Below are 22,208 nucleotides of genomic sequence, written 5' to 3'. Positions count from 1 at the left end.
GGAGTGCGACATGACCAGTGAAGAGTCCTTCGGCCGCGCGGCCGGCGACGAACCCGACGGCGCGACCGCGTACGAGGCGTCCCTGCGCCCGCCGGGCGAATCCCTGCACACCACCGACGACACCGGTGACGACTTCGCCGACCTGCCCGCCGAGGAGCGACGCTCGGCACGCGAGGTCAGCCGGGCCGGTTACGACGTCGACGCGGTCTCCGGCACCGGCGACCCGTCCGAGGAGCCGGAGGAGATCGAGGAGGGCCGGCCGCTGCGCTGACGCGCACGCGGGGTGGCGGCCGGGCCGGCGCCTCGCGCCTCGGTCATGCCCCGGTTCGCCAGCGCGTCGGCGCGCTCGTTCTCCGGGTGCCCGTTGTGGCCCTTCACCCACAGCCACGTCACGTCGTGCCTGGCGCAGGCCGCCTCCAGCGCCTGCCACAGGTCGGCGTTCTTCACCGGCTGCTTCGCGGCGGTCAGCCAGCCGTTGCGCTTCCACGCGTTCAGCCAGCCGGTGATGCCGTTGCGCACGTACGTGCTGTCGGTGTGCAGCCGTACCGTGACCGGGCGGGTCAGGCTCTCCAGCGCCCGGATCGCGGCGGTCAGCTCCATCCGGTTGTTCGTGGTCGGGGTGGCCTCGCCGCCGCACAGTTCCCGCTCGTGCCCGCCCCAGCGCAGCACCGCGCCCCACCCGCCGGGCCCGGGATTGCCGCTGCACGCGCCGTCGGTCCAGATCTCCACGACCCGGCCGGTCTCCGCCTCCGCCATGCCCGGCAACCTACCGGGTACGCGGGCACGCGGGACCACCCGACCCGCCGCGCCCGGCTAGCGTGCCGGGATGACCACTCCCCCGGACTTCGCCACGCTCTGCAACTTCCGTGACCTCGGTGGCTGGCGGACCGGCGACGGCCGCACCGTCGCCCGGGGCCGCCTCTACCGCTCCGACTCGCTGGCCAAGCTCGCCGGTGAGGATCTGGAACGGTTCGCGGCGCTCGGCGTCCGCACCGTGATCGACCTGCGGTACCCGTGGGAGATCGCCGACCGCGGCCGGGCCCCGGAGAGCCTCGGCGTCACCTGGCACAACCTGAGCATCGAGCACCGGCCGTACGTGCAGGCCGACATCGACCCCGACGTGGACCCGTGGCGCTACCTGGCCGACCGGTACGCCGAGGTGGCCGAGGACGGCGTGGCCGAGCTGCGCCGGGCGATCGAGGTGATCGCGGACGGCGAGCACCCGCTGGTGTTCCACTGCGCGTCCGGCAAGGACCGCACCGGGCTGCTCGCCGCGCTGGTGCTGTCCCTGCTCGGCGTGGACGACGACCAGATCGCGGCGGACTTCGCGCTCACCGAGCAGGCCACCGACCGCCTGGTGGCCGAGTGGCGGGACCGCAACGGCGGCGCGACGCCTGGTTGGCCCGCGTACGGGCGGGCGCCGGCCGAGATCATCCGGCTGGTGCTGGCCGACCTGCGGGCCGCGCACGGTTCGGTGCACGGGTACGTGACCGGCCGGCTCGGCGTCGGCGAGAAGACGATCGACGCGTTGCGTGCCCGGCTGCTCACCGACGGCACGAACCCGCTGCCCAGCCAGGGCACCACCGGCAGTACGCCGACGCCGGCCGCCCGGTAGAGCACCGCCGGCCGCCGATACCGGGCGCGGTCGCCGTTCCCACGAAAAGCAGACGACGCCGCTGCCACGGTCTGGCACGCTGCGGGATCGTGGACACGCGGTGGGACGGCCTGCGGGCCGAGGTGCGGGCGACGATCGACGAGCTGGTCTCCTCCGGGCGGGAGACCGGTGTGCAAGTGGCCGCGTACCTGGACGGGGTCGCGATCGTCACCGAGCAGGCCGGCCTGGCCGACACCACCACGGGCCGGCCGATGACCGCCGACACGCCCGTGCACGCGGTCTCCACCGGCAAGGGCCTCACCGCCACAGTGGTGCACGTGCTGGCCGAGCGGGGACGCCTCGACTACGACCTGCCGCTCGCCGCGGTGTGGCCGGAGTTCGCCCGGCACGGCAAGGACGGCATCACGCTGCGGCACGTGCTCACCCACACCGCCGGCCTGCCCGCGCTGCCCGCCGACGTCACACCCGAGGACTTCACCGACTGGACGCGCATGTGCGAACTGCTGGCCGACGCGCGTCCGCTGTGGGCACCGGGCGAGCGGCTCGCGTACCACGCGTGGACGTGGGGCTGGCTGGTCGGCGAGGTGGTCCGGCGGATCACCGGCGCGCCCATCTCGCGGGTGCTCGCGAACGAGGTGGCCGGGCCGCTCGGCGTGGACCGGGAACTGTTCCTCGGCGTACCGGAGGCGGACCTGCCCCGGCTGGCGCGGCTGGAGGACGCCGGCCTGTCCGCCCTGATGACCTGGGCCGGGGCGAACCTGCCGCACTTCGACGCGGTCGCGCCACCCGGCGTACGACCGGACACCGTCATCGGCTCCCGCCCCGACGTGCTGCGCGCCGACGTGCCGTCGGTCGGCACGATGAGCGCCCGCGCGGTGGCCCGGATGTACGCGGCGCTGCTCGGCCCGGTCGACGGGGTACGGCTGATCTCCGCCGAGCGGATGCGGGAGGTGTCCGCCCCTGCGGTACGCGCACAGGAGTGGGTGTTCGGGCAGGAGAGCACGTTCGGGCTCGGGTATGCGGTCGACGACGACGGATCGTTCGGCACCGCGGGTAGCGGCGGGAGCCTCGCGTTCGCGTACCCGGAACTGGGATTGACGGTGGCGGCGGTGCGCAACCGGCTCGGCGCGGGCGACGGCGACCCGATGGAGCAGCTGCGGACGCTGGTACGCGACCGCGTCGCCGCAGCGACCGGCCACCGAGGCTAGCGGCGCAGGCGGGCCCGCAACCGCCCGGCCGCGTCGCCGAGCACCGCGCCGGTCATCGGCAGCAGCGGGCTGGACCGCATCACCGCCAGGTCCTCGGCCGGGCTGGTCACGCCGTCGAGGAACCGCAGCACCCGCTCCGGCGGGTTGCGGTCGAACAGCCGCTCGAAGAACTCCACCCCGCCGACGTGCCCCCGGTCCAGCGCGCGCAGCGCCACCGCGTCCATCCACAGGTGCCGGCCCGGGTACGCGGGCGCCGGCACCGGCGGACGGCCGGCGGCGAGCGCCAGTGCCACCTGGTCGGCCTGGCGCAGCATCGCGGAGAACGTGAATCCGGTGGACGGACGGGTCGCCCCACCCGCGGTGCCCAGCCGCACCACCCGCGGGCTCGGGCGGGACTCGAACGGGCCGTCGGTCATCGGGATCACGCCGTCCTCGACCTCCCGCACCCGCAGCGCGGTCAGGTCCAGACCGAGCAGGTCGGCGTAGCCGCGCAGCGCCGCGTCGTACCCGGCGTCGTCGAGCAGTTCCGGCCCGAACTCGGTGTACTCGACCAGCGCGAACCGGTCGTCGACGGGCAGCACGTACCCGAAGGAGACGCCGCGTTCCGGCTGGGGTGTGCGGAAGTCCATCAGCACCGCCCGCTGCCTGTCGAACGTCGGCCGGTCGGCGGCCAGCCACCAGCCGCGGAAGTGCTGCAACCAGCTGGTACGTCCCGGTCGCTTCGGCCGCCGGGGCCGCGAGTCGAGCACCCACCCGGCCCGCACCAGGTCCCGCCCGTCCGGGTCGCGGACCGTGACCCGCTCACCGTCGTCGTGCAACTCCCCCGCCGGGGCGCTGATCCGGACCGCGTCCAGCCGCCGCTCGGCCGCGGCAGCCCGGTCGTAGACCGGGGCGGAGCGGAGCATGCCGTACCGCAGGGGGTCGAGCGTGAGGACGCGGCGGCCGGCCGGCGTGACCACGTCGACCTGCGACCAGCTCGCGCTCAGCAGCGGGTCGAGGTCGTCGCCGGGCAGGCCCCAGAACGCCCAGGTGCGGTCCTGGCCGCGCTTGTGCACCGGGTCGACCACCGCGACCCGCAGCCCGGTCACGTCGTGGCGGTCCAGCGCGGCCAGGACCAGGGACGCGGCGCCGCCGCCGCCGACCAGCGCGAGGTCGACGTCGACCGGGAAGGAAGCGTGCATCCGGCCACGCTGCCACATCGGCGCAGGCGGCCACCGGCCGACCCGCGCTCAGGCCACCGGCGCGGGCTTCTGCGGGGCCGGCTCGGCGTAGGCGGCGGCCACCGTCGCCCGGTCGAAGACCCGCCACGTCGCGGCGATCACCGCGACCGCCACCACGAAACCCACCCAGTACGGCGCGGTGATGCCGAACCGGGCCGCCACCACGCCGCCGAGCAGCGCGCCGACACAGTTGCCACCCGCCGCGACGAACAACGTGGTGCTGCCGACCCGGCCCATCAACTCCGGCGGGGTGAGCCGCTGCCGCAGCGAGTTCGCCACGATGTTCCACAGCGCGCTGTGCGCGCCGAACGCGAACAGCGCGAACCCGACCACGGCGGCGCTGCGGGACGCGGCGAGCGCCAGGTGCAGTCCCGCCTCGATCAGCAGCCCGGTCCGCACCGTCCAGGTGGGCGTGATGGCGGCGATCAGCCGGTCCCCCACCAGCGAGCCGAGCACCCCGCCGACCGCCATGCAGGTGAACAACGCGCCGTAGCCGACCGAGCCGAGGCCCAGCCGCTCGGTGGCGAGCAGCACCAGCACCGCCACCGCGGCGGTGAGCGTGACGTTGAGCAGGCCGATCAGCACGGTCATGGTGCGCAGCAGCCGCTGCCGCCACAGCCAGCGGAACCCCTCCGCGACCTCCGCCCGCACCGACCGCCGCTCGTCCGGCGCCGGCCCGCCGCGGTACGTCCCGGCGAGCAGCCCGACCAGCACGGCGCTCAGCGCGTACGTGCCGGCGTTGAGGGCGAACGGCAGTGACGCCGCCAGCACGAACAGGAACCCGCCGAGCGGGCCGGCGATCATGTTCTGCATCACCTGGGTGCCGCCGCCCAGCCACCCGTTGGCGCGTTCCAGCATCGAGCGCGGCACCACCGCCGGCAGCACCGCCTGCGCGGCGGTCCGGAACACCACCTCGCCGGTGTTCACCACGAACAGCACCGCGTAGAGCAGCGCGATCCCGGCCCGGTCGGCGAGCATCGCCGCGGCGAGCACGGCGAGCGCGCCGACGCGTACCCAGTCGATGAGCACCATCAGCCGCCGCCGGTCCACCCGGTCGGCGAGCACGCCACCGGGCAGCGCGAACAGCAGCCACGGCAGCCACGACACCGCCGCCCCGGCCGACACCACAAGCGGATCGTCGGTGATCGATGCCACGTACAGCGGCGCGGCCACCGTCGCCGTCCCACTCCCCAGCGCGGACAGTGTGCTCGCCGTCCACAGTCGGGCGAAGCGCCCGCCGAGCCGTTCCCCCGTCACGGCGAGGCAACCTACCAGCGCCGACGGTCGCCGCCGACCGGTTTATCCGGGGCGGCGGCTGTTGAGGCGGGCCGCCTGCCGGTTCAGGTGGTCGCGTTCGGCCAGGCTGGACGCCCGGCGGGCCGCCTCCGCGTACAGCCGCGCCGCCGTGTCCGGGTCGCCGTCGCGTTCGTGCAGGTACGCGGCCACCGCCGTGTACCGGGGCAGCGTGTCGTCGAGCGCCGCGAGCGCCGCCAGCCCGGCGCGCGGGCCGTCCGCCTCGCCGACCGCCACCGCCCGGTTGAGCCGGGCGATCGGGCTGCCGGTCAGGCGGACCAGTTCGTCGTACCACTCGACGATCTGCACCCAGTCGGTCTGGGCCGCGGTGGGCGCGTCGGCGTGCAGGGCCGCGATCGCGGCCTGGGCCTGGAACTCGCCCAGCCGGTCCCGGGACAGGGCGGTCTGCAGGATGCCCACGCCCTCGGCGATCAGCGTGGTGTCCCACCGGCGGCGGTCCTGCTCGGCGAGCGGCACCAGGCTGCCGTCGGGCGCGGTCCGTCCGGCCCGGCGGGCGTGGTGCAGCAGCATGAGCGCGAGCAGCCCGGCCACCTCCGGGTGGTCGATCGCGGCGGCGAGCTGCCGGGTGAGCCGGATCGCCTCGGCCGCCAGGTCCACGTCGCCGGAGTAGCCCTCGTTGAACACCAGGTACAGCACCCGCAGCACGGTGGCGACGTCACCGGCCCGGTCGAAGCGGACCCCGGAGACGGTGCGCTTGGCCCGGCTGATCCGCTGCGCCATGGTGGCCTCCGGCACCAGGTACGCCTGCGCGATCTGCCGGGTGGTGAGCCCGCCGACGGCACGCAGCGTCAACGCGACGGCCGACGACGGGCTCAGCGACGGATGCGCGCAGAGGAAGTAGAGCCGCAGCGTGTCGTCCACCGCCGGCACCGGCCCGGGCGGCGGCTCCTCGTCCACGAGGTCCTCACGCCGGCGCCGGGCGGCGTCGGCGCGGACCACGTCCAGGAACCGCCGCCACGCCACCGTCACCAGCCAGCCGCGCGGATCGCGGGGCGGGTCGTCCGGCCAGACACGCAGCGCCTCGACGAGTGCGTCCTGCACGGCGTCCTCGGCCGCCGCGAAGTCGGCTCCGCGGCGGACGAGGACACCGAGCACGCCCGGGATGAGGCTGCGGAGTGCGACCTCGTCCATCGGACGGATCACTCGGTGATGGTCGGCGGCGCGGTCAGGAACGGGCGCAGCTCCAGCCACTCGTGGATCGGCTTGCCGCCCTGCCCGGGCGCGGCCGACAGCTCGGCGGCGAGTTCGAGCGCGCGCTCGTAGCTGTCCACGTCGATCACCATCCAGCCGGCGATGAGGTCCTTCGTCTCGGCGAACGGGCCGTCGGTCACCGGCGGGCGTCCCTCGCCGTCGTAGCGGACGAACGTGCCCTCCGGGGCGAGCGCCTGGCCGTCGACGTACTCGCCGCTCTCCTGGAGCTTCGCCGCGAACTCCTGCATGTAGTGCACGTGCGCGGAGATCTCCTCCGGCGTCCACTTGTCGATCATCGGCATGTCGGACACCGGGGTCGGGCCGCCGCGGTAGTGCTTCAGGAGCAGGTACTTCATTTGTGTCTCCTCGTGGAGGGTGCGACCCATTCTGGCCGCGTTCACTCCGGGGACGAAGCCGCCCTGGCGTTCTCGACATCGGTGGCGGAGGAATTTCGGGCGTCACATCGCGCAAGCCATCCTAGGAGGCTGGTTCTGATGGTCCGGGCCGCCTGCCCCCGTCGCGGCGGTCCGGACCATCAGCGGATCGCCGGCCGTCAGCGGGCGGCGGTCCGGCGCAGGCCGGTGATCAGCACCGCGCCCGCGACCAGGTGCAACACCACAAGCGTCAGCGTCGCCGCACGCCCCACTCCCCCGCCCAGCGGCCCGAGCAGCGACACCAGCAGCACCAGGCCCGCGACCACCGTCCAGGCCGTCCGAGCGCGGGCGGTGAGCCGCTCCAGCAGGGCCAGCAGCGCCCAGCCGGCCAGCCCGGCGAGCAGCGTGCTCACCGCCACCGCCACCGGCGTCACCCGCTGGTCCGTCGAGCCGCTGCGCGCGATCAGGTCCACCCCGGCGACCGGTACCGCGACCACCCATCCCAGCAGCGCGGCGACGGTCGCCGCGAACACCGTGAGCAGGCGGTCCCGGCGGCGGTTCGGGCGGGTGGCGACGGTCGGGATCGTGGTCTCCATCGGTGACTCCTCCACATCGGGACGACTGCCGGAAACGCTAGGTCCGGCGGGCCGCCGCGCGGATCGGGCCGCGGAGCGGTTCCCGGCTCCGTCGCTGGACCGACCACCGGCGCGGATCTCCGTCTGGCGACCGATGAGAAGCGGTGGACCGGCGGCCTAGCATCCGGACATGAGGTGCGCGTCCCGGTCCCGGTTCCTGCTGCTGCTCGACGGCGGCATCGCCACCGCGAGCCTCGCCGTGTGCCTGCTCGCGCTGCTGGCCTCCGACGCCGGCCCGGACACGACCGGCGCGACCGCCGTCGCGGTCGGCCTCGCCGTGGCGCAGGCGAGCTGTCTGCTGTGGATCCGGCGCCACCCGGGGTACGCCGTCGGCGTCGCCGCGCTGGCCGGCGTCGGCCTGGAGGCGCTCTGCCCGCAACTCGGCTGGCTCGGGCTGGTCGCCATCCCGATGGCGTACGTGGCCCGGCTGCGCCCACCCCGGTACTCGCTCGTCGCGCTCGGGCTGCTGCTGGCGCCCACGCCGTGGAAGCTGGTCACCGGCGGCTGGCGGGACCTGCTGCTGGCGGTGACCGCGCTGGGCCTGAGCTGGACGCTCGGCGAACTGCAACGGGGCCAGGCGCAACGGCGCTGCGCGTGGGAACGGCAGGTGCTGGCGGCCGAGCGGGAACGCATCTCCCGGGAACTGCACGACGTGGTGGCGCACCACGTCGCGGTCATCGCGGTGCAGGCCGCCGCCGCCGAGGACGTGTTCGACGAGCACCCGGCGCAGGCCCGCGCCGCGCTCGCCGCGATCGACACGGCGGCCCGGTCGGCGCTGACCGAACTGCGGGCCATGCTGCACGCGCTCGCCGTCGACGACGGGTCCGAGCAGGGCGGGCCACAGCCGGGGCTGGCGCAGCTCGACGCGCTCGCCGACGCCGTACGGGCGGTCGGCCTGCCGGTGACGCTGCACCGGGAGGGCGACGGCGAGGCGCTACCCGGCGGGGTGCAACTGTCGGCGTACCGGATCGTGCAGGAGTCACTGACGAACGCGCTGCGCCACGGGCACGCCACACGCGCCGACGTCGACGTCCACTACCGCGACGGCGTACTGCGGCTGGAGGTCGTCAACGACGGCCCGGCGCCCACCCGCCGGCCCGGTACGCCCACCGGGCGCGGCATCGTCGGCATGCGGGAGCGGGCCCGGCTGCTCGGCGGCACGCTCGACGCCGGCCCGCTGCCGGCCGGCGGGTTCCGGGTCCACGCGCGACTGCCGGTCGGAGCGGGCCGGTGACCGTGCGGGTGGTGGTCGCCGACGACCAGGAACTGATCCGCGCCGGGCTGCGCACAGTCCTCGACGCGCGGCCCGACCTGAGTGTGGTCGGCGAGGCCGCCGACGGCGTCGAGGCGGTCGCGGTGGCGACCCGGACGAGGCCGGACGTGGTGCTGATGGACGTGCGGATGCCCCGGCGCGACGGCATCGCCGCCACCCGCGACCTGGTGGCCGCCGGCAACCCGGCCAAGGTGGTCATGCTGACCACCTTCGACCTGGACGAACACGTCTACGCCGCGTTGCGCGCCGGGGCCAGCGCGTTCCTGCTCAAGGACACCCGCCCGGCCGACCTCGCCGAGGCGGTACGCGTGGTGGCGCGCGGCGAGGCCCTGCTCGCGCCCACAGTGACCCGGCGGCTGCTGGACCGGTACGCCGACCGGCTGCCCGCGCCCGCGCCCACCGGCGACGCCCTCGCCGTGCTGACCGCCCGCGAGCGGGAGGTGCTGACACTCACCGCGCGGGCACTGTCCAATGCGGAGATCGCCGCCCGGCTGCACCTGAGCACCGCCACCGTGAAGACCCACGTCTCGGCGATCCTCACCAAGCTGGGCCTGCGCGACCGGATCCAGGCGGTGGTCCTCGCGTACGACACCGGACTGGTCCGGCCGGAGCCGCCGACCCGGTAGGCGCCGAACCGGACAGCGGACCCAGACGCGGCCAACCGTGACGGCTCGCCGCCCGGCCTGGCCCGGCATGTCCGCCGTCTCGTGGCGGCAGGGAGCACACCGGACGGCAACGAAGATTTCTCAATTACCCCCCGTGACCGCCGCAACCCTCCTAGTGTTGGCCACACCGGTGCTCGTCACGGAGTTGGCCACCCGAACGACGTCCCACGCCTACAGCGGACGAAAAGTGAGGGAAGACGCGGATGAAGGCACAGTCATTTCTCGGATCGGCGGCGTTCGGCGTGGGCCTCGGCGCACTGCTGCTCCCGGCCGCCGCGCTGGCGGACACCAGAGTCTCACCCGCCACCACCCCGGTCGGCGGCACCGTCGTGCTGACCACCACGTGCAACCCGAACGCCGGTGACGCGATCTTCCGGGTCACCGGCCCGGACCGGGACCAGAACGTCCGGTCCACCACTGCGGCCGCGGGCGGTGGCCTGAGCGCCGAACTGTTCACCGCCGGGTTCACGCTCGGCACGTACACCGTCGCCACCACCTGCGGCGACGGCAGCGACGGCGGCAGCGCCACGTTCACCGTCACGCCGATCGGCGGCGCGCAGGCCGGTGGCGGCGGGCGCGACGGCGACACCGGGGTGCTGATCGCCGGTGGCGTGCTGGCCGCCGGGGCGCTCGCCGGAGGCGCGTACGCGGTCATCCGCCGGCGCCGCGCGGACGCCCTCGCCTGACCGGCTCGCCGAGCGGTCCGCCCGCGCCGGATGCTCCGGCGCGGGCGCCGCGTCCCCGTCGAACGGAGGTGGGATGCTGTCGGAGTCGCAGCGCCGGTCGCGCCTGCACACCGCCGTCCTGGTCACCGCCGTCACCGTCGCCGCCGCCACCGGCACCGGGCTGGTCTCGGCCGGGCTCGGCACCACGTCGGCGTCACCACCGCAGCCCGGCGTCTCCGCCGCGCCCGCCACCGAACGCCCCGGTACGGCAGGCCCGGCGCTGCCCCGGTCCACGCCGGTGCGGATCACCGTCCCGCGCATCGGCGTCGACGCCGAGATCGTCCCGGTCGCCACCGACGCGGACGGCGCGCTCGAGGTGCCGCCGCTGGAACGCCCGGAGGTCACCGGCTGGTACCACCCCGGCCCCGCCCCCGGCCAGGCCGGCAACGCGGTGCTGGTCGGGCACGTCGACTCGCAGCACGGCCCGGCGGTCTTCTTCGACCTCGGGCGGCTTCGCGGCGGCGACACGATCCGGGTGCTGCGGGCCGACGGCCGGACCGCGACGTTCACTGTGGACGGCGTCGGGGCGTACCCGAAGGAGCGCTTCCCCACCGCGCGGGTCTACGGCGGCGACGCGGCGGCGCGGCTGCGGTTGATCACGTGTGGCGGGCGGTTCGACCCGCGGACCGGCAGCTACCCGGACAACATCGTCGTCTTCGCCACCGCGACCCGGTGACGCTCAGTCCGCCAGGTCGGCCAGTTCCGCGCCGAGCAGTTCCGCCAGCAGCTCCACCCGGCCCGGGTCGTTGTCGGCGGTGATGTTCCGGCTGGGCATCTCGACGGTCATCAGCAGGTAGAGATACAGCCGGTAGAGCCCGAGCCGCCGCCGCGCCCCGTCGTCGAGCGGGAACGGCGCCGCCGCCCGGTAGGCGCGTACCAGCGGGTCGTCCGGCTCGTCCTCGGCGCGCCGGAACAGCAGCGGCGACACCAGGTCCATCAGCGGATCGCCCCACAGGTACCGCTCGCCGTCGACCAGGCCGGTGAGCCGGGGTTTTCCGTCCGGCCCGTCCACTGCCAGCACGTTGCCGGCCCAGCCGTCGAAGTGCAGCAGCGCCGGGCGGCGTACCGCGTCGAGCACCGCCGCGTGCCCCGCCACCAGCTCCCGGATCCGGGACGCGGGCACCGGCAGCGGCACCGCCCAGTCATCGGCGTCGGCGAGCATGTCGTCCACCATGGCCGTGTAGGCGTCCCGCCACGTCGCGCCGGAGGCCCGGCCGCCGTCGTAGCCGTACCGCTCGCCGGTGACGCCGTGCAGCGCGGCGAGCGCGCGGCCGAACTCGGCGCGCAGCGGCCCGACGTCCGCGCCGGCCCGGCTCAGGTCCCAGAGGGTACGACCCGGTAGCCGCGCCATGAGCAGCCAGTCGCCCAGCTCGGGGTCGGTGCCGTGGTGCAGCAGCGCCGGCGTCGGCACCCCCGGTGCGCGGTCGGCCACCAGGCGCAGGTAGTGCGCCTCCGCGCCGATCATGTCCCGCTCGTAGCGCAGCAACGGCACGTGCGGCGGCGGACCGACCTTGAGCACCACGTCGCGGCCGTCGGTGAGGCGTACCTGCCAGACGGCGGCGAACCCGCCCCCGGTCAGCGGCCCGCAGTCGGCCACCTCGGCACCGGATCCGAGCGAGGCGGTGAGGTAGCGGCGGACCTGTCCCGGGTCGAGATCACGCTGAGTCGGGCTCACGCTCATGGTCCGGGGATCGTACCGGGTTGCGGTGTAAGGAAGGGCCCCCTGTTAACGCCTCCGGTAGAGGAAGGGCCCCCTGTTAACACCTCCCCGGCGCTTGGAAGAATCGTGGCATGGCGAGACGGGGCGAACGTCCGGCGACCTGCCCGTGCGGCACCGGCCGACCGTACGCGGACTGCTGCGCCCCGGTCCACCGGGGCGAGGCGACGGCGGCGACCGCGGAGGCGCTGATGCGGTCCCGGTTCAGCGCGTTCGCGCTCGGCGACGCGGCCTACCTGCGGCACAGCTGGCACTCCACCACCCGGCCCGACCGGCTGGAGCTGGAGCCGGGCACCCGCTGGACCCGGCTGGAGATCGTGGAGACCGGGCAGGGCGGCCTGTTCGACAGCGCCGGTACGGTCCGGTTCCGGGCGCACTACCGCGAGGGCGGCCGGGCGGGTGTGCTGGCCGAGCACAGCCGCTTCGCCCGCGAGGACGGCCGCTGGGTCTACGTCGACGCGCTGCCCGAGTGACGCCGCCCCCGGCTCCGACGTCGGCGGCGGGTGTTAACAAGGGGCCCTTCCTCTACCGGAGGCGTTAATAAAGGGCCCTTCCTTACACCTAGGCGGGGCGCGGGGTGGGCTGGGCCAGCTCGGCGATCTCGCGCGGCAGCTGGGACAACGCGCGGTTGAACTGGGCCGGCCCGATCACCCGGTGCAGCGCCTGCAACACCGCCCGCGCGCCGCGCTCGGCGTCGGACGGGGTCGCGCCGGAGCGCTCGGCGACCCGGCGCAGGAACTCGTCGTACCCGAAGGCCTCGGGGTCTTCGACCCGGGCGCGTGCCAGCAGCGGACGCAGCTCGTGCGCGACGTGCGCGGACAGGTCGTCGGCCTCGCCGCCGCTGATCCGTTCGGCGAGCGTGCGCAGCGTCGCCTCGGTCAGCGCGCGGGCCGTCTCGACCGGTACGCCGGCGCGGGCGGACACCCGCGCGTAGAACTCCGGTTCGGCCATCGTCCGTCCTCCCGTCGCAACGGCAGCGTGGCTACCCGCCGCCGGTCTCGGCAAACACCGCCGGCCCCGGCGAACAGGCGCTCAGGCCAGGGCCCGCGCCGCCGAGACGATCGCGCCGACGCCGATGCCGGCCCGGTCGAACTGCTGGGCGGGGGTGCCGGAACCGGGCAGCCCGCGTACCGCAAGGTGGTTGACCCGGGCCGGTTCGCCCAGGTCGGCGAGCGCCTCCAGCACCGCCGAGCCCAACCCGCCCTCCGGGTAGTGGTCCTCGACCACGACGAGCCGCCCGCCGGTCTCCACGACGGTCTCGGCCAGGCGCTGCCGGTCCACCGGCTTGATCGAGTACAGGTCGATCACCCGGGCGTCGATGCCCTCGCGGGTCAGTTCGTCGGCGGCGGCGAGGCACAGGTGCACCGTCACGCCGGTGCCGAGCAGCGCCACGTCCCCGCCGTCGCGCACCATCCGGCTGCCGCCGATCGGGAACGGCTCGGCGTCGTCGTAGAGCACCGGGTACTTGCCGCGCGTCGTCCGCAGGTAGCTGACCCCCGGGTGGTCGGGCATCTGGGCGACGAGGGCCGCGCAGGAGACCGCGTCGGCCGGGCAGAGCACCGTGGAGCCGGGCACCGCGCGCAGCGCCGCGATGTCCTCCAGCCCCATCTGGGACGGGCCGTCCGCGCCGATCTCCACCCCGGCGTGCGACCCGACCAGCGCGATGTCGGCGCGGGACACCCCGGCCATCCGGATGAAGTCGTAGGCCCGGGACCAGAACGCGGCGAACGTCGCCGCGAACGGCCGGTAGCCGCGCACCGCCAGGCCCACCGCCGCGGCGGCGAGCTGCTGCTCCGCGATGAACATCTGGAAGAACCGATCCGGGTACGCGGCGGCGAAGCTCTCCGCCCGGGTGGAGTCGCTGACCTCGCCGTCGAGCGCGACCACGTCGGGCCGGGCGGCGCCGAGGGCGCGCAGCGCGTCACCGTACGCGTCCCGCGTGGCGACCTTCGCGCCACGGGAGTACCGCGGCAGTTCCGGCTGTCCGTGCTCGGCCGGGGCGGTGCGCGGCGCGGCGGGAGGTCTCGGTCCGGCGACCCGGATGCGCCGGGGCCCGCCGAGCGCCCGCACGGCCCGGTCGGCCAGTTCCGGGTCGAACGGCTTGCCGTGCCAGGCCGGGTCGTTCTCCACCTCGGGCACGCCCTTGCCCTTGACCGTGCGGGCCAGCACCACTGCCGGTCCGGTGGCGTCGCGTGCCTGCCCGTACGCCTCGTCGATCGCGCCCGGGTCGTGGCCGTCGACGACTATCGCCTGGCAGCCGAACGCCTCGACGCGCCGCCGGTAGGTGTCCAGGTCCCACTCCAGTTCGGTGGGGCCGCGCTGGCCGAACCGGTTGACGTCCACGATCGTGGTGAGGTTGCGCAGCCCGTAGTGGCCGGCCTTGTCCAGCGCCTCCCAGACCGATCCCTCGGCGGTCTCGCTGTCGCCGCAGAGCACCCAGACGTGCGCGGGCGACCGGTCGAGGTACTGGGCGGCGAGCGCCACCCCGACGCCGACCGGCAGGCCCTGCCCGAGCGAGCCGGTGGCGACGTCCACCCAGGGCAGCACCGGCGTGGGGTGGCCCTGCAGGCGTGATCCGGATCGCCGGTACGTCTCCAGCAGCTCCTGCTCGCTGATCGCCCCGGTGGCGCGGAACACCGCGTACAGCAGTGGGGAGGCGTGCCCCTTGGAGAAGATCAGGTGGTCGTTGCCGGGGTTGCCCGGGTAGGACCAGTCGTAGCGCAGGTGCCGGGCGACGAGCACGGCGAGCAGGTCGGCGGCGGACAGGCTGGACGTGGGATGCCCGGAGCCGGCCATCGTGCTGCACCTGATCGCGTCCACCCGTAGCTGGGCGGCCAGGTCCGCCAGCCCGGTCAGCTCCTCGTCGCGCAGCGTGCGCTCTGCTTCCAACGTCACCGCGATCGTCTCCCGGGGTCGCCGAATTCCCGGACCAACGCTAGGCCGCGAACGCGACCATTGGTCCCCTTTCTGGCGATTCACGCTCGACCGGTGAGCAGCCAGAGCGCCACCAGCAGGTACGGCAGCACCGCGACCGCGAAGGCAGCCGGGTTGCCCACCGCACCGGCGAGCAGCCCGTACCCGGCGTAGAAGGCGACGATGGTCAGGTCGGTGGCCATTCCGGCGAGCGAGGTGACGGTGGCCCGGGCCGACCCGGTGATCCGGGCCTGGAGCCGCACGTCGGCGAGCACGGTGGCCAACTGGAACGCGGCGAACGCGGCAGCCAGCAGCACGAACCCCGCCGGGTGCCGCAGCAGCGCACCGGCGGCGGTCGCCGCTGCCGCGAACACCAGCAGGCCGGCGTACCCGCGGTGGGACAGCCGCTCGCCCAGCGGCGCGAGCAGCCCGCCCACGGTCATCCCGGCCCACACCAGCAGGAGCAGCAGCGGTACGCCCACCTCGGCCATGCCGATGTCGGCGGCCAGCAGCCCGGTGTACTCGTCGAGCCCACCCCAGATCGCGGTGACGGCCGCGACCAGCAGTACGGCGGCGCGGACGCGGCGATCGGCCCGCACCTCGCGCAGGCCCAGGCGCAGGCTGTCCAGCCAGCCGGGCTCGTCCTCGCCCGGCCCCTCCCCCGGCGCGGCACTCGCGCGCGGCCCGTACGGCTCGCCCGGGACCGGCGCGGACGGTGGTCGGCGGTGTTCCGGGAAGCGGGCCGCGACAGCCGCCGCCAGCAGGCACGTGGCCACGCTCGCCACGCCGACCGCGAGGTAGCCGCCGAGCGCGAACACCGGCCCGGCGAGCACCCCGGACCCGACCGCGCCGAGCACCTCGGCGGTGCGGGTCCGGCCGATCAGCCGGGCGTACCTGTCGGCCGCGCCGAGGCGTTCCAGCTCGGTGAAGACCAGCGCCTCCAGCGCCCCGGAGCGCAGCGCGCCACCGGCGCCCCAGAGCAGGAAGCCGACGGCGAACGCCGGATAGGACGGCAGCAGCACCCAGAGTGCGAACCCGGCGGCGGCCAGCAGCGGCGCCAGGCAGAGCAGCAGGCGGCGCGACACCGCGTCGGCCCACACGCCGGAGGGCACCTCCAGCACGATGCCGGTGGCCGCCCAGAGTACGAACAGCGAGGAGATCTGCCCGACCGACAACCCGGTGTCGGCGAACAGCAGCACGTAGAGCGGGTAGAGCAGGACGAGGTCGGTGAGGAACGCGTACCCGTAGAGCGTCGCCGCCAGACGGCGGGTCGCTGGTACGCGGGCAGGAGCGACGAGCATGGAACCTTCCCACGGGACGTGACGGACACCGGTCGGAATGCACGGCGTCCGCGGCGGCCCGCGGCCTCGTCGCTCAGGAAGGCATCAACATCGCCAGGTCATGCCGGGATCCTATCCGCCGCGACGCGTCCCGGTTGTCCCGCGGCGGGCACGAGATCGGGGCGGGACCGCGCGGTCCCGCCCCGATTCGTCGCTGCTGTCGGGTCAGCGGCGGAACTTCTCCACGTCGGCCTGCGGGATGACCATGGTGGCCTCGCTGTCCGCGGCCTGCTCGGCGGTCGGCTGACGCGGCGTGGTCGGCTGGGTGCGGTCGGAGTCCGCGTACGTCGGGATGTGCTGCGTGGCCTCCGCGCCCGTCGGCGAGGGCACCGGCTCGGTGGCATCCGCGCCGGCGGTGGCCGGGTAGGCCGGGACCGGCTGCGTGCGGTCCGCCTCGGCGTCGCGGCTCACCGGCTGGGTCAGCTCGGAGTCCGCGTACGGGCCGGTGGCGGCCAGGCGGGCCTCGACGTCACGACGGCCGGCCTGGTACGCGCGGGCGTGCGTGGCGATGGTCCGCGACTCCTCCTCGGCCCGGGTCAGCCAGTTCTCCCAGCGGCTCTGCATCGGCCGGACCAGCCCGCCGCCGACGCCGACGACCAGGATGCCGCCCACGGTGGCGAGCACCGCGATCAGCACCGGGGTGGTGACTGTGGTGGCGACGCCGATCTGGTTGAGCGCGGCGATGACGCCGAGGCCCAGGATGAACACCGAGGCGAGGTTCGCCAGCACCCGGCCGTACGAGAGGCCGCCGAGCGCGCTGGAGATGATGTCCTTCACCGCGCGGGCGATGGCCGCGGCGACCACCACGATGACGATGGCGACGAACGCCCGGGGCAGCCAGGCGATCACACCGGCGATCAGGTCGGAGATGGGGTTCGGGCCCCAGATGCCGAACGCGAGCTGCAGCGTCACCAGCAGCACGCCGTAGTAGGCCAGCTTCGCGACGATGTCGCTGGCGTCGTACTTCGAGCGGGCCAGCGCGGTCTTGATCCCGCCGCGCTCGACGGCCCGGTCGAAGTGGACCCGCTCCAGCACCTTGTCCACGAGCTTCAGCACGGCCTTGGCGATCAGCCAGCCGACGATCAGGATCGCGACGAACGCGACCGCCTTGGGCAGGAACAGCATCACCGAACGGAACGCGTCGCCCACCGCGTCCCCGAAGTTGTCTCTCATCGAAGGGCCTCCACGTACGTGGTCCATGTTTGTTCGGGTGGGGCTACCCGGACCCGCGCGCGGGGAAACGCGGGTCAGCCGCCGGGACAGCGGTAGACGACCCGGGTGCCGGCCTGCGCCGTCGACGGTTCGATGATGTTGACGGTGGCGATCCCGGTGGTCGTGCCGGCCCCGGTGAACGTCCACTTCAGGGTGAGCGCCGCCGTGTGCTGCCCGCTGCCGACCCGCTCGGTGAGCACGGCGCCGGGCGGCGCGTCGGAGCGGAACCACTGGTACCTGATCGTCCCGCCGCGCCCGTTGGTGCGCACGGTGGCCACCACGTCGACTGTCACGTCGCAGGCGACACCGGCGGGCCGGGGCACCGCCACGGTGACCCCCTCGACCTCCAGCGGGCGCAGCCGCTGCCACAGGTAGAGGCCGACAGTCAGCAGCAGCACCACGGTGAGCAGCGTGGACAGCACCGAGACGACGCGACGCCAGACCGGGCGCGGGCGGACCGGGGGCGCGGTGGGCCAGTGCGGCGCGGGCGGCGGCGTCGCCGGCACGCCCGGCCCGAAGCGCAGCTCACCGCCGGGGGCCGGCACGCCGCTCGCCGCCCGCGCGTGGCCGCTCCGATCCGGGTACGCCCCGGCGCCCGTCGCCGCCGTCCCGGCGGGTTGGCCCCGATGCGGTACGCCGGTGGGCTGCCAGGAGGCGGTGGGCTGCCACGATGCTGTCGGTTCCGCACCGGGACGCGGGGCCGGCTCCGCGCTCGGACGCGGGTAGACGGTGGCCTGCCCCGCCCCGCTGTCCGGAGCCGCCGGGAGATGAACGGTCGCCTCGCCCGCGGCGTCTGCCCCGCCTGGGGGCAGGTGCACAGTCGGTTCGGCATCCGCCGGTGTCGGCGTGGCCGAGGCGGCGAGGTCTGCGGTGCGGTCGTCCCCGCCGGGGATAGCGGTCAGGTGGACCGTGGGCTCGGCGGTGTCCGCGGCGCCGGTGATCGGCAGGGCGCGGGTGGGCAGCGCCTCGGTGGGCTCGTCGGGGCGGGTCACGCCGACCGTCCCCGGGACGGGCTGCGGTGCGGGGCAGCGGGCACTGTCGTACTCCTAGCCGGGGGTGCAGTCGTGGTAGAGCGTCACGTACACCGGTGACGTCGAGGTGGTCGTGTTGCCGGCGGCGTCGGCGGCGGTGACCCGGATGGGGATGCGGGCGCTGCGCTTGGGCGTGGACAGCGGCCCGAGCGTGCCGGTGAACAGCCCGCGCCCGGCGGCGGCCATCCGGATCGTGCCGGTGGCGCCGTCGACCGTGTAGCCGAAGGTGACTGTGAGCGCGGCCGGGCCGCTGCGGTCGTCGGTGACGGTGGCGGTGACCGTGCTGCTCTTCGCGCCGTAGGGGCATCCCTTCGGGTCCAGTTCGCCCGGGTCGGCGCTGACGCCGTCCACGACCGGCGCTGTCACGTCCGGTGAGGGCGGGCTGGTGGTGCGTGACGCGCTGGGGGTGGGTGTGCCGGTTCGGGTCGGCGTCCCGGTCGGGTCGGGGGTGGCCGACGGCGCGGGAGGTGACGGCGCGGCGGACACGGTGGACGGGCCGGGTGTCGGTGACGGGCTGGGCGTCTCGGTGCCGGTCGGGTCCGGTACGGGTGCGCCGGTGGTGACGGGGGCGGCGCTCGCGGGGCCGGTCGGACCCGCGGCGGACGTGTCGTCGTGGGCGGCGTAGCTGTAGCCGGCGCCCCCGGCCAGGACTGCGGCGACCAGCGCGCCGGCGGCGAGCGCGGTACGGGTGCGGCCCTTGCGGAACCGTCCGCCCCGGCCGGTGGTGGTCGTGCCGAGTTCGGTGTGCGCGACGGCGGTGGCGCCCTCGGCCCGGTCCGGGAACGGCCACAGCGCGGCCAGCAGCGCTGCCCGCCGGGCCAGCTCGCGCAGCCCGCGTTCCTCCCATTCCGGGCCGTAGCCGGTGCCGGCGACCCGTTCCAGCAGCTCCAGGAACGCCTCGGCGGACGGCGGGCGCTCGTCGGGGCGTTTGGCCATGCCGTGGCGCAGCAGTTCGTGCACCGGCGGGGGTGCCGCCTCGGCGGGGATCGGCGCGCTGGCGTGCTGGTCGCGCAGGGACAGCAGGTCCGGCCCCTGGTACGGGGGCCGGCCGGTGAGGCACTCGAAGAACGTGGCGGTGGCGGCGTAGACGTCGCACGCGGGGCTTGCCGGGGCGCCGGTCCACTGCTCGGGGGCCATGTAGCGGGGCGTGCCGGACACCGTGGTGTCGGAGCCCTGGCCGATCGGCATGGCGATGCCGAAGTCGGCGAGTTTGCTCCGCCCGGTGCCGGTGACCAGCACGTTCTCCGGTTTGTAGTCGCGGTGCACGACACCGTGGGCGTGCGCGGCGGCCAGGCCGGCGAGTGAGCCCTTGAGGACGCAGAGCGCGGCCTCGGGTGTGGTCGGGCCGTGTTCGCGCAGCATCTGGCGCAGTGAGACGCCGTCGACCAGTTCCATCACGATGGCCGCGCCGTGCGGGCTCTCCACGTACTCGTAGAGGCGGCTGACGTGCGGGTCGTCGATCTCGCCGAGGAGCCGGGCCTCGGTGCGGAACGCGCTCCGGAATGCCGAGTCCTCGCCCAGGTCGCGGATCAGATACTTGATCGCGACGGGGGTGCCGGTCGGGTCGTGGGTGGCGAGCACGACGCTGCCCGACGCGCCGGCGCCGAGCCGGCGGACCGGGGTGTATCCGGACAGTTCCCAGCCGCTCATGCGACAGACTCCACGGCGTCCCAAGGGCGGATGTCGGACGCCGCCTCGCTCGTCATTCTGACCGTGGCGCAGCCGCGGGCCATCGCCGCAACGGCTGCTTCCGGACGCCGACCGGCGCCCGGGCGCTCGCGCGGCGCGGCGCCGCACGACAGGTGGTCGGTATCGGACACACCGCCACGATTACCAGACCCCGGCAACCGCCGTCAGCTCGTCGATCATGAAGTTGACAGGGACAAAGAGGACAGACATCGCCGTCAACTTCATGATCGGCGGAAAGGGAGCACGGCGGGAGAGGGGGCGCGGGTTCAGCGGCGGCGGGGTGGGGGGATGCCTGCGGGTGGAGGGGTGCGGAGCAGCCAGAGGGGGTTGCTCGCGCCGACTATCTCGCCGTCGCGGTCGCGGACCTGGGTGCGGACGTAAGTGCCGGCGCCGACGCGCACCGGCAGGTCGTGCCAGCCCTGCCGCAACTGCCGCCAGGGGACCTGCCCGACCCGGACCGCCGGTGTCGGGTCCGCGACACCGGCCCGGTCGACCTCGCCGGTGACCGTCTCCAGCGTGGCCCCGGCGGGCAGGTCGGTGGCGCGCAGCCGCACCGTGACGGTGTCCTCGGCGAGCACGGCGAGCGCGCCCATCGCGCTGCGGCCGCCCAGCTCCAGGTCCAGCGCGCCCCGGTAGCCGGCCAGGTCGGCGAACCACGCCTGCCCGGCGCGCAGCGCCGCGACCAGGTCGTCCCGGCCGGTCGAGGCCGCCCACACCGAGGTGACGTTGCGGTCCCGGCCGGCCCGCCAGTCGGTGCCGTCGTGGTCGTCGGTGACCCCGACGGCGGTGAGCGGGATCGCGTTGCGGGCCGCCACGTCGTACGCCCAGAGGTGGTCCTCGACCGACCGGCGTCCGATCTCGATCAGGTCGACGCCGAGCGCGTTGCGGCTGACCAGCAGGCGGGCCAGTGATTCGCGGCGTTCGGCGTCCAGCGGGTGGTTCCAGCACACCACCCCGCCGTGCGCGTGCAGGAACTCCACCATCCGCTCGGTGGCGTCGACGTCGTTGTCCCGGTACGGCGGGGACGGGAAGCGCGGCAGCGTGCCGTCGCCGCCGAACCAGTTGAGGTGCCGCACCATCGACACCTCGTACGCCCGGTGGTGGGTGACGCCGGGGTACGCGCCGTCGTAGCCGCGCAGCACCTCGGCGCGCAGCTCCTCGCCCGCCTGGCCGGCGCGGCGGGCGCGGTCGAAGACGAGCCGGTCCACCAGGTAGGCGCCGCGCCCGCCACCGGCCACCGTCACGCCGAGGCGCAGTCCGCGCAGCGAGTTGTCCCCGGCGACGATGTCGGGCCAGAGCCGCCGTACGTCGGCGAGCAGGCCGAACGTGTGCCGCCGCCACGCGCCGGGCGGGGCGGGCAGCTCGACGGTGCCGTGCCGGCCGTCCACCGTGTGCCGGACCGTGTCGACGCCACCGAGGCGGTAGCGCAGCACGAGCTGCCCGGCGGGCCGCCCGGGTCCGGCCGGGTGGTGCGACAGTGCGAGTTCCACGGTGAGCGTGGCGTCCCGGCCGGCGGCTTCGGGGCGTACGTCGAGGTGCAGCGTGGTGTCGGAGATGTTGGCGGTGTGCGTCCAGTTCCACGCCTTGCCCGCGTACCAGTGGGTGCCGGAACCGGCGGCGGTCAGGCGCAGCGCGCGGCCCGGGCCGTCGGGGGCGTCCGGCGCGTCCACGAAGTCGGCGGCCGAGCCGGTCAGCCGTCCCTCGGTGGCGGGCTGCCAGGTCCAGGCCAGGCCGCCCTCGCGTTCCTCCGGGCCGTCGAAGTGGACGACCCGGCGGTGGTCGTGGGCGGCGACCCGGAAGTCGTGGTCGGTCCACCACAGCACGTCGACGCCGTTGCGCCGGGCCTGGTCGAGGTGGGCGGCGTAGCTGGCCACGCCCTCGCTGAACGAGGCGTGCAGGTGCATCGCCATGCTGACCGGCCGCCGACCGCGCGGCGGGGGCGGCGGCCGGTCGTTCGTGGCGGCCAGCCCGACCGGCACGCCGATCCCGGCGACCACCAGCCCGCCCGCGGCCACGAGCACGCTGCGCCGGTCCAGCCGCCCGCGACCCGCCATGCCACTCCCCCGTCCGCCCGGGGCCAGCGTAC

General features: G+C 75.0%; 22 protein-coding genes. 8 read left to right on the top strand and 14 right to left on the bottom strand.

The genetic code is table 11. From position 1 onward, the window contains the following. Positions 1-10: 10 nt before the first annotated feature. Positions 11-271 carry a hypothetical protein gene (locus SM452_RS07710; protein WP_355508703.1) on the top strand — a complete coding sequence of 87 codons (261 nt, stop codon included), beginning with the start codon at positions 11-13 and terminating at the stop codon, positions 269-271. On the opposite strand, the gene rnhA is transcribed toward SM452_RS07710, so the two are convergent. Further along, positions 190-756: a ribonuclease HI gene (gene rnhA / locus SM452_RS07705; RefSeq protein WP_135240256.1), complete on the bottom strand. Its 567-nt coding sequence runs from the start codon at positions 754-756 to the stop codon at positions 190-192. The genes SM452_RS07710 and rnhA overlap by 82 nt on opposite strands. Positions 757-826: 70 nt before the next feature. Between rnhA and SM452_RS07700 the strand changes: the two genes are divergently transcribed. Continuing rightward, entirely contained in the window at positions 827-1,615 is a 789-nt protein-coding gene (locus SM452_RS07700) for a tyrosine-protein phosphatase (protein ID WP_355508705.1), read from the top strand. A gap of 89 nt (positions 1,616-1,704) precedes the next feature. Continuing rightward, positions 1,705-2,823, top strand: coding sequence for a serine hydrolase domain-containing protein (locus SM452_RS07695; protein ID WP_355508707.1), 1,119 nt, complete (start codon positions 1,705-1,707; stop codon positions 2,821-2,823). Here SM452_RS07695 and SM452_RS07690 read toward each other — a convergent pair. The 5 genes from SM452_RS07690 to SM452_RS07670 form a co-directional block, all read right to left on the bottom strand. After that, a complete protein-coding gene (locus SM452_RS07690) occupies positions 2,820-4,004 on the bottom strand; it encodes a lycopene cyclase family protein (protein ID WP_463839591.1) in 1,185 nt (394 codons plus the stop codon). The genes SM452_RS07695 and SM452_RS07690 overlap by 4 nt on opposite strands. A 48-nt stretch (positions 4,005-4,052) precedes the next feature. Then, complete coding sequence (locus SM452_RS07685; RefSeq protein ID WP_262011565.1) at positions 4,053-5,300, bottom strand: MFS transporter; 1,248 nt, start codon at positions 5,298-5,300, stop codon at positions 4,053-4,055. Positions 5,301-5,342: 42 nt separating this feature from the next. Further along, positions 5,343-6,488 (bottom strand): RNA polymerase sigma factor, encoded by a 1,146-nt coding sequence (locus SM452_RS07680; protein ID WP_262011990.1) that lies wholly within the window; start codon positions 6,486-6,488, stop codon positions 5,343-5,345. An 8-nt stretch (positions 6,489-6,496) separates the two neighbouring features. Further along, on the bottom strand, positions 6,497-6,904 hold the full coding sequence (locus SM452_RS07675) for a YciI family protein (protein WP_013286440.1): 408 nt from the start codon (positions 6,902-6,904) through the stop codon (positions 6,497-6,499). A 197-nt stretch (positions 6,905-7,101) separates the two neighbouring features. Then, positions 7,102-7,518 carry a DUF6069 family protein gene (locus SM452_RS07670; protein ID WP_262011566.1) on the bottom strand — a complete coding sequence of 139 codons (417 nt, stop codon included), beginning with the start codon at positions 7,516-7,518 and terminating at the stop codon, positions 7,102-7,104. Positions 7,519-7,687: 169 nt separating this feature from the next. Here SM452_RS07670 and SM452_RS07665 point away from each other — a divergent pair, with 169 nt between their 5' ends. The 4 genes from SM452_RS07665 (at position 7,688) to SM452_RS07650 (ending at position 10,896) form a co-directional block, all read left to right on the top strand. Then, a complete protein-coding gene (locus tag SM452_RS07665; protein ID WP_355508712.1) occupies positions 7,688-8,791 on the top strand; it encodes a sensor histidine kinase in 1,104 nt (367 codons plus the stop codon). Continuing rightward, positions 8,788-9,456, top strand: a complete 669-nt coding sequence (locus SM452_RS07660) for a response regulator (protein WP_463839590.1) — start codon at positions 8,788-8,790, stop codon at positions 9,454-9,456. The genes SM452_RS07665 and SM452_RS07660 overlap by 4 nt, the downstream gene beginning before the upstream one ends. A gap of 242 nt (positions 9,457-9,698) precedes the next feature. Next, positions 9,699-10,181: a hypothetical protein gene (locus SM452_RS07655; RefSeq protein WP_463839589.1), complete on the top strand. Its 483-nt coding sequence runs from the start codon at positions 9,699-9,701 to the stop codon at positions 10,179-10,181. Positions 10,182-10,254: 73 nt separating this feature from the next. Next, entirely contained in the window at positions 10,255-10,896 is a 642-nt protein-coding gene (locus tag SM452_RS07650; RefSeq protein ID WP_262011569.1) for a class F sortase, read from the top strand. Positions 10,897-10,899: 3 nt separating this feature from the next. Here the strand turns inward: SM452_RS07650 and SM452_RS07645 are convergent, their stop codons facing one another. Next, positions 10,900-11,901, bottom strand: a complete 1,002-nt coding sequence (locus SM452_RS07645) for a phosphotransferase family protein (protein WP_463839588.1) — start codon at positions 11,899-11,901, stop codon at positions 10,900-10,902. Positions 11,902-12,011: 110 nt separating this feature from the next. Here SM452_RS07645 and SM452_RS07640 point away from each other — a divergent pair, with 110 nt between their 5' ends. After that, entirely contained in the window at positions 12,012-12,410 is a 399-nt protein-coding gene (locus SM452_RS07640) for a YchJ family protein (RefSeq protein ID WP_463839587.1), read from the top strand. 88 nt (positions 12,411-12,498) lie between these two features. On the opposite strand, the gene SM452_RS07635 is transcribed toward SM452_RS07640, so the two are convergent. The 7 genes from SM452_RS07635 to SM452_RS07605 form a co-directional block, all read right to left on the bottom strand. After that, positions 12,499-12,888 (bottom strand): DUF2267 domain-containing protein, encoded by a 390-nt coding sequence (locus tag SM452_RS07635; protein WP_262011572.1) that lies wholly within the window; start codon positions 12,886-12,888, stop codon positions 12,499-12,501. An 81-nt stretch (positions 12,889-12,969) separates the two neighbouring features. Continuing rightward, a complete protein-coding gene (locus tag SM452_RS07630) occupies positions 12,970-14,832 on the bottom strand; it encodes a transketolase (RefSeq protein ID WP_463839586.1) in 1,863 nt (620 codons plus the stop codon). A gap of 80 nt (positions 14,833-14,912) precedes the next feature. Then, positions 14,913-16,151 (bottom strand): MFS transporter, encoded by a 1,239-nt coding sequence (locus tag SM452_RS07625; RefSeq protein WP_355508723.1) that lies wholly within the window; start codon positions 16,149-16,151, stop codon positions 14,913-14,915. 204 nt (positions 16,152-16,355) lie between these two features. After that, positions 16,356-17,363: a membrane protein gene (locus tag SM452_RS07620; RefSeq protein WP_463839585.1), complete on the bottom strand. Its 1,008-nt coding sequence runs from the start codon at positions 17,361-17,363 to the stop codon at positions 16,356-16,358. A 74-nt stretch (positions 17,364-17,437) separates the two neighbouring features. After that, positions 17,438-18,394 carry a hypothetical protein gene (locus SM452_RS07615; protein WP_463839584.1) on the bottom strand — a complete coding sequence of 319 codons (957 nt, stop codon included), beginning with the start codon at positions 18,392-18,394 and terminating at the stop codon, positions 17,438-17,440. Positions 18,395-18,448: 54 nt separating this feature from the next. Then, entirely contained in the window at positions 18,449-20,083 is a 1,635-nt protein-coding gene (locus SM452_RS07610) for a serine/threonine-protein kinase (protein ID WP_463839583.1), read from the bottom strand. Positions 20,084-20,388: 305 nt separating this feature from the next. Then, positions 20,389-22,176 carry a hypothetical protein gene (locus SM452_RS07605; RefSeq protein ID WP_463839582.1) on the bottom strand — a complete coding sequence of 596 codons (1,788 nt, stop codon included), beginning with the start codon at positions 22,174-22,176 and terminating at the stop codon, positions 20,389-20,391. Between the last annotated feature and the right edge of the window lie 32 nt (positions 22,177-22,208).

It is taken from the genome of Micromonospora sp. SYSU B005, from assembly GCF_055362685.1.
Note: the sequence above shows the minus strand (reverse complement) of the source record. Positions and strands in the feature narration are given on the sequence as shown.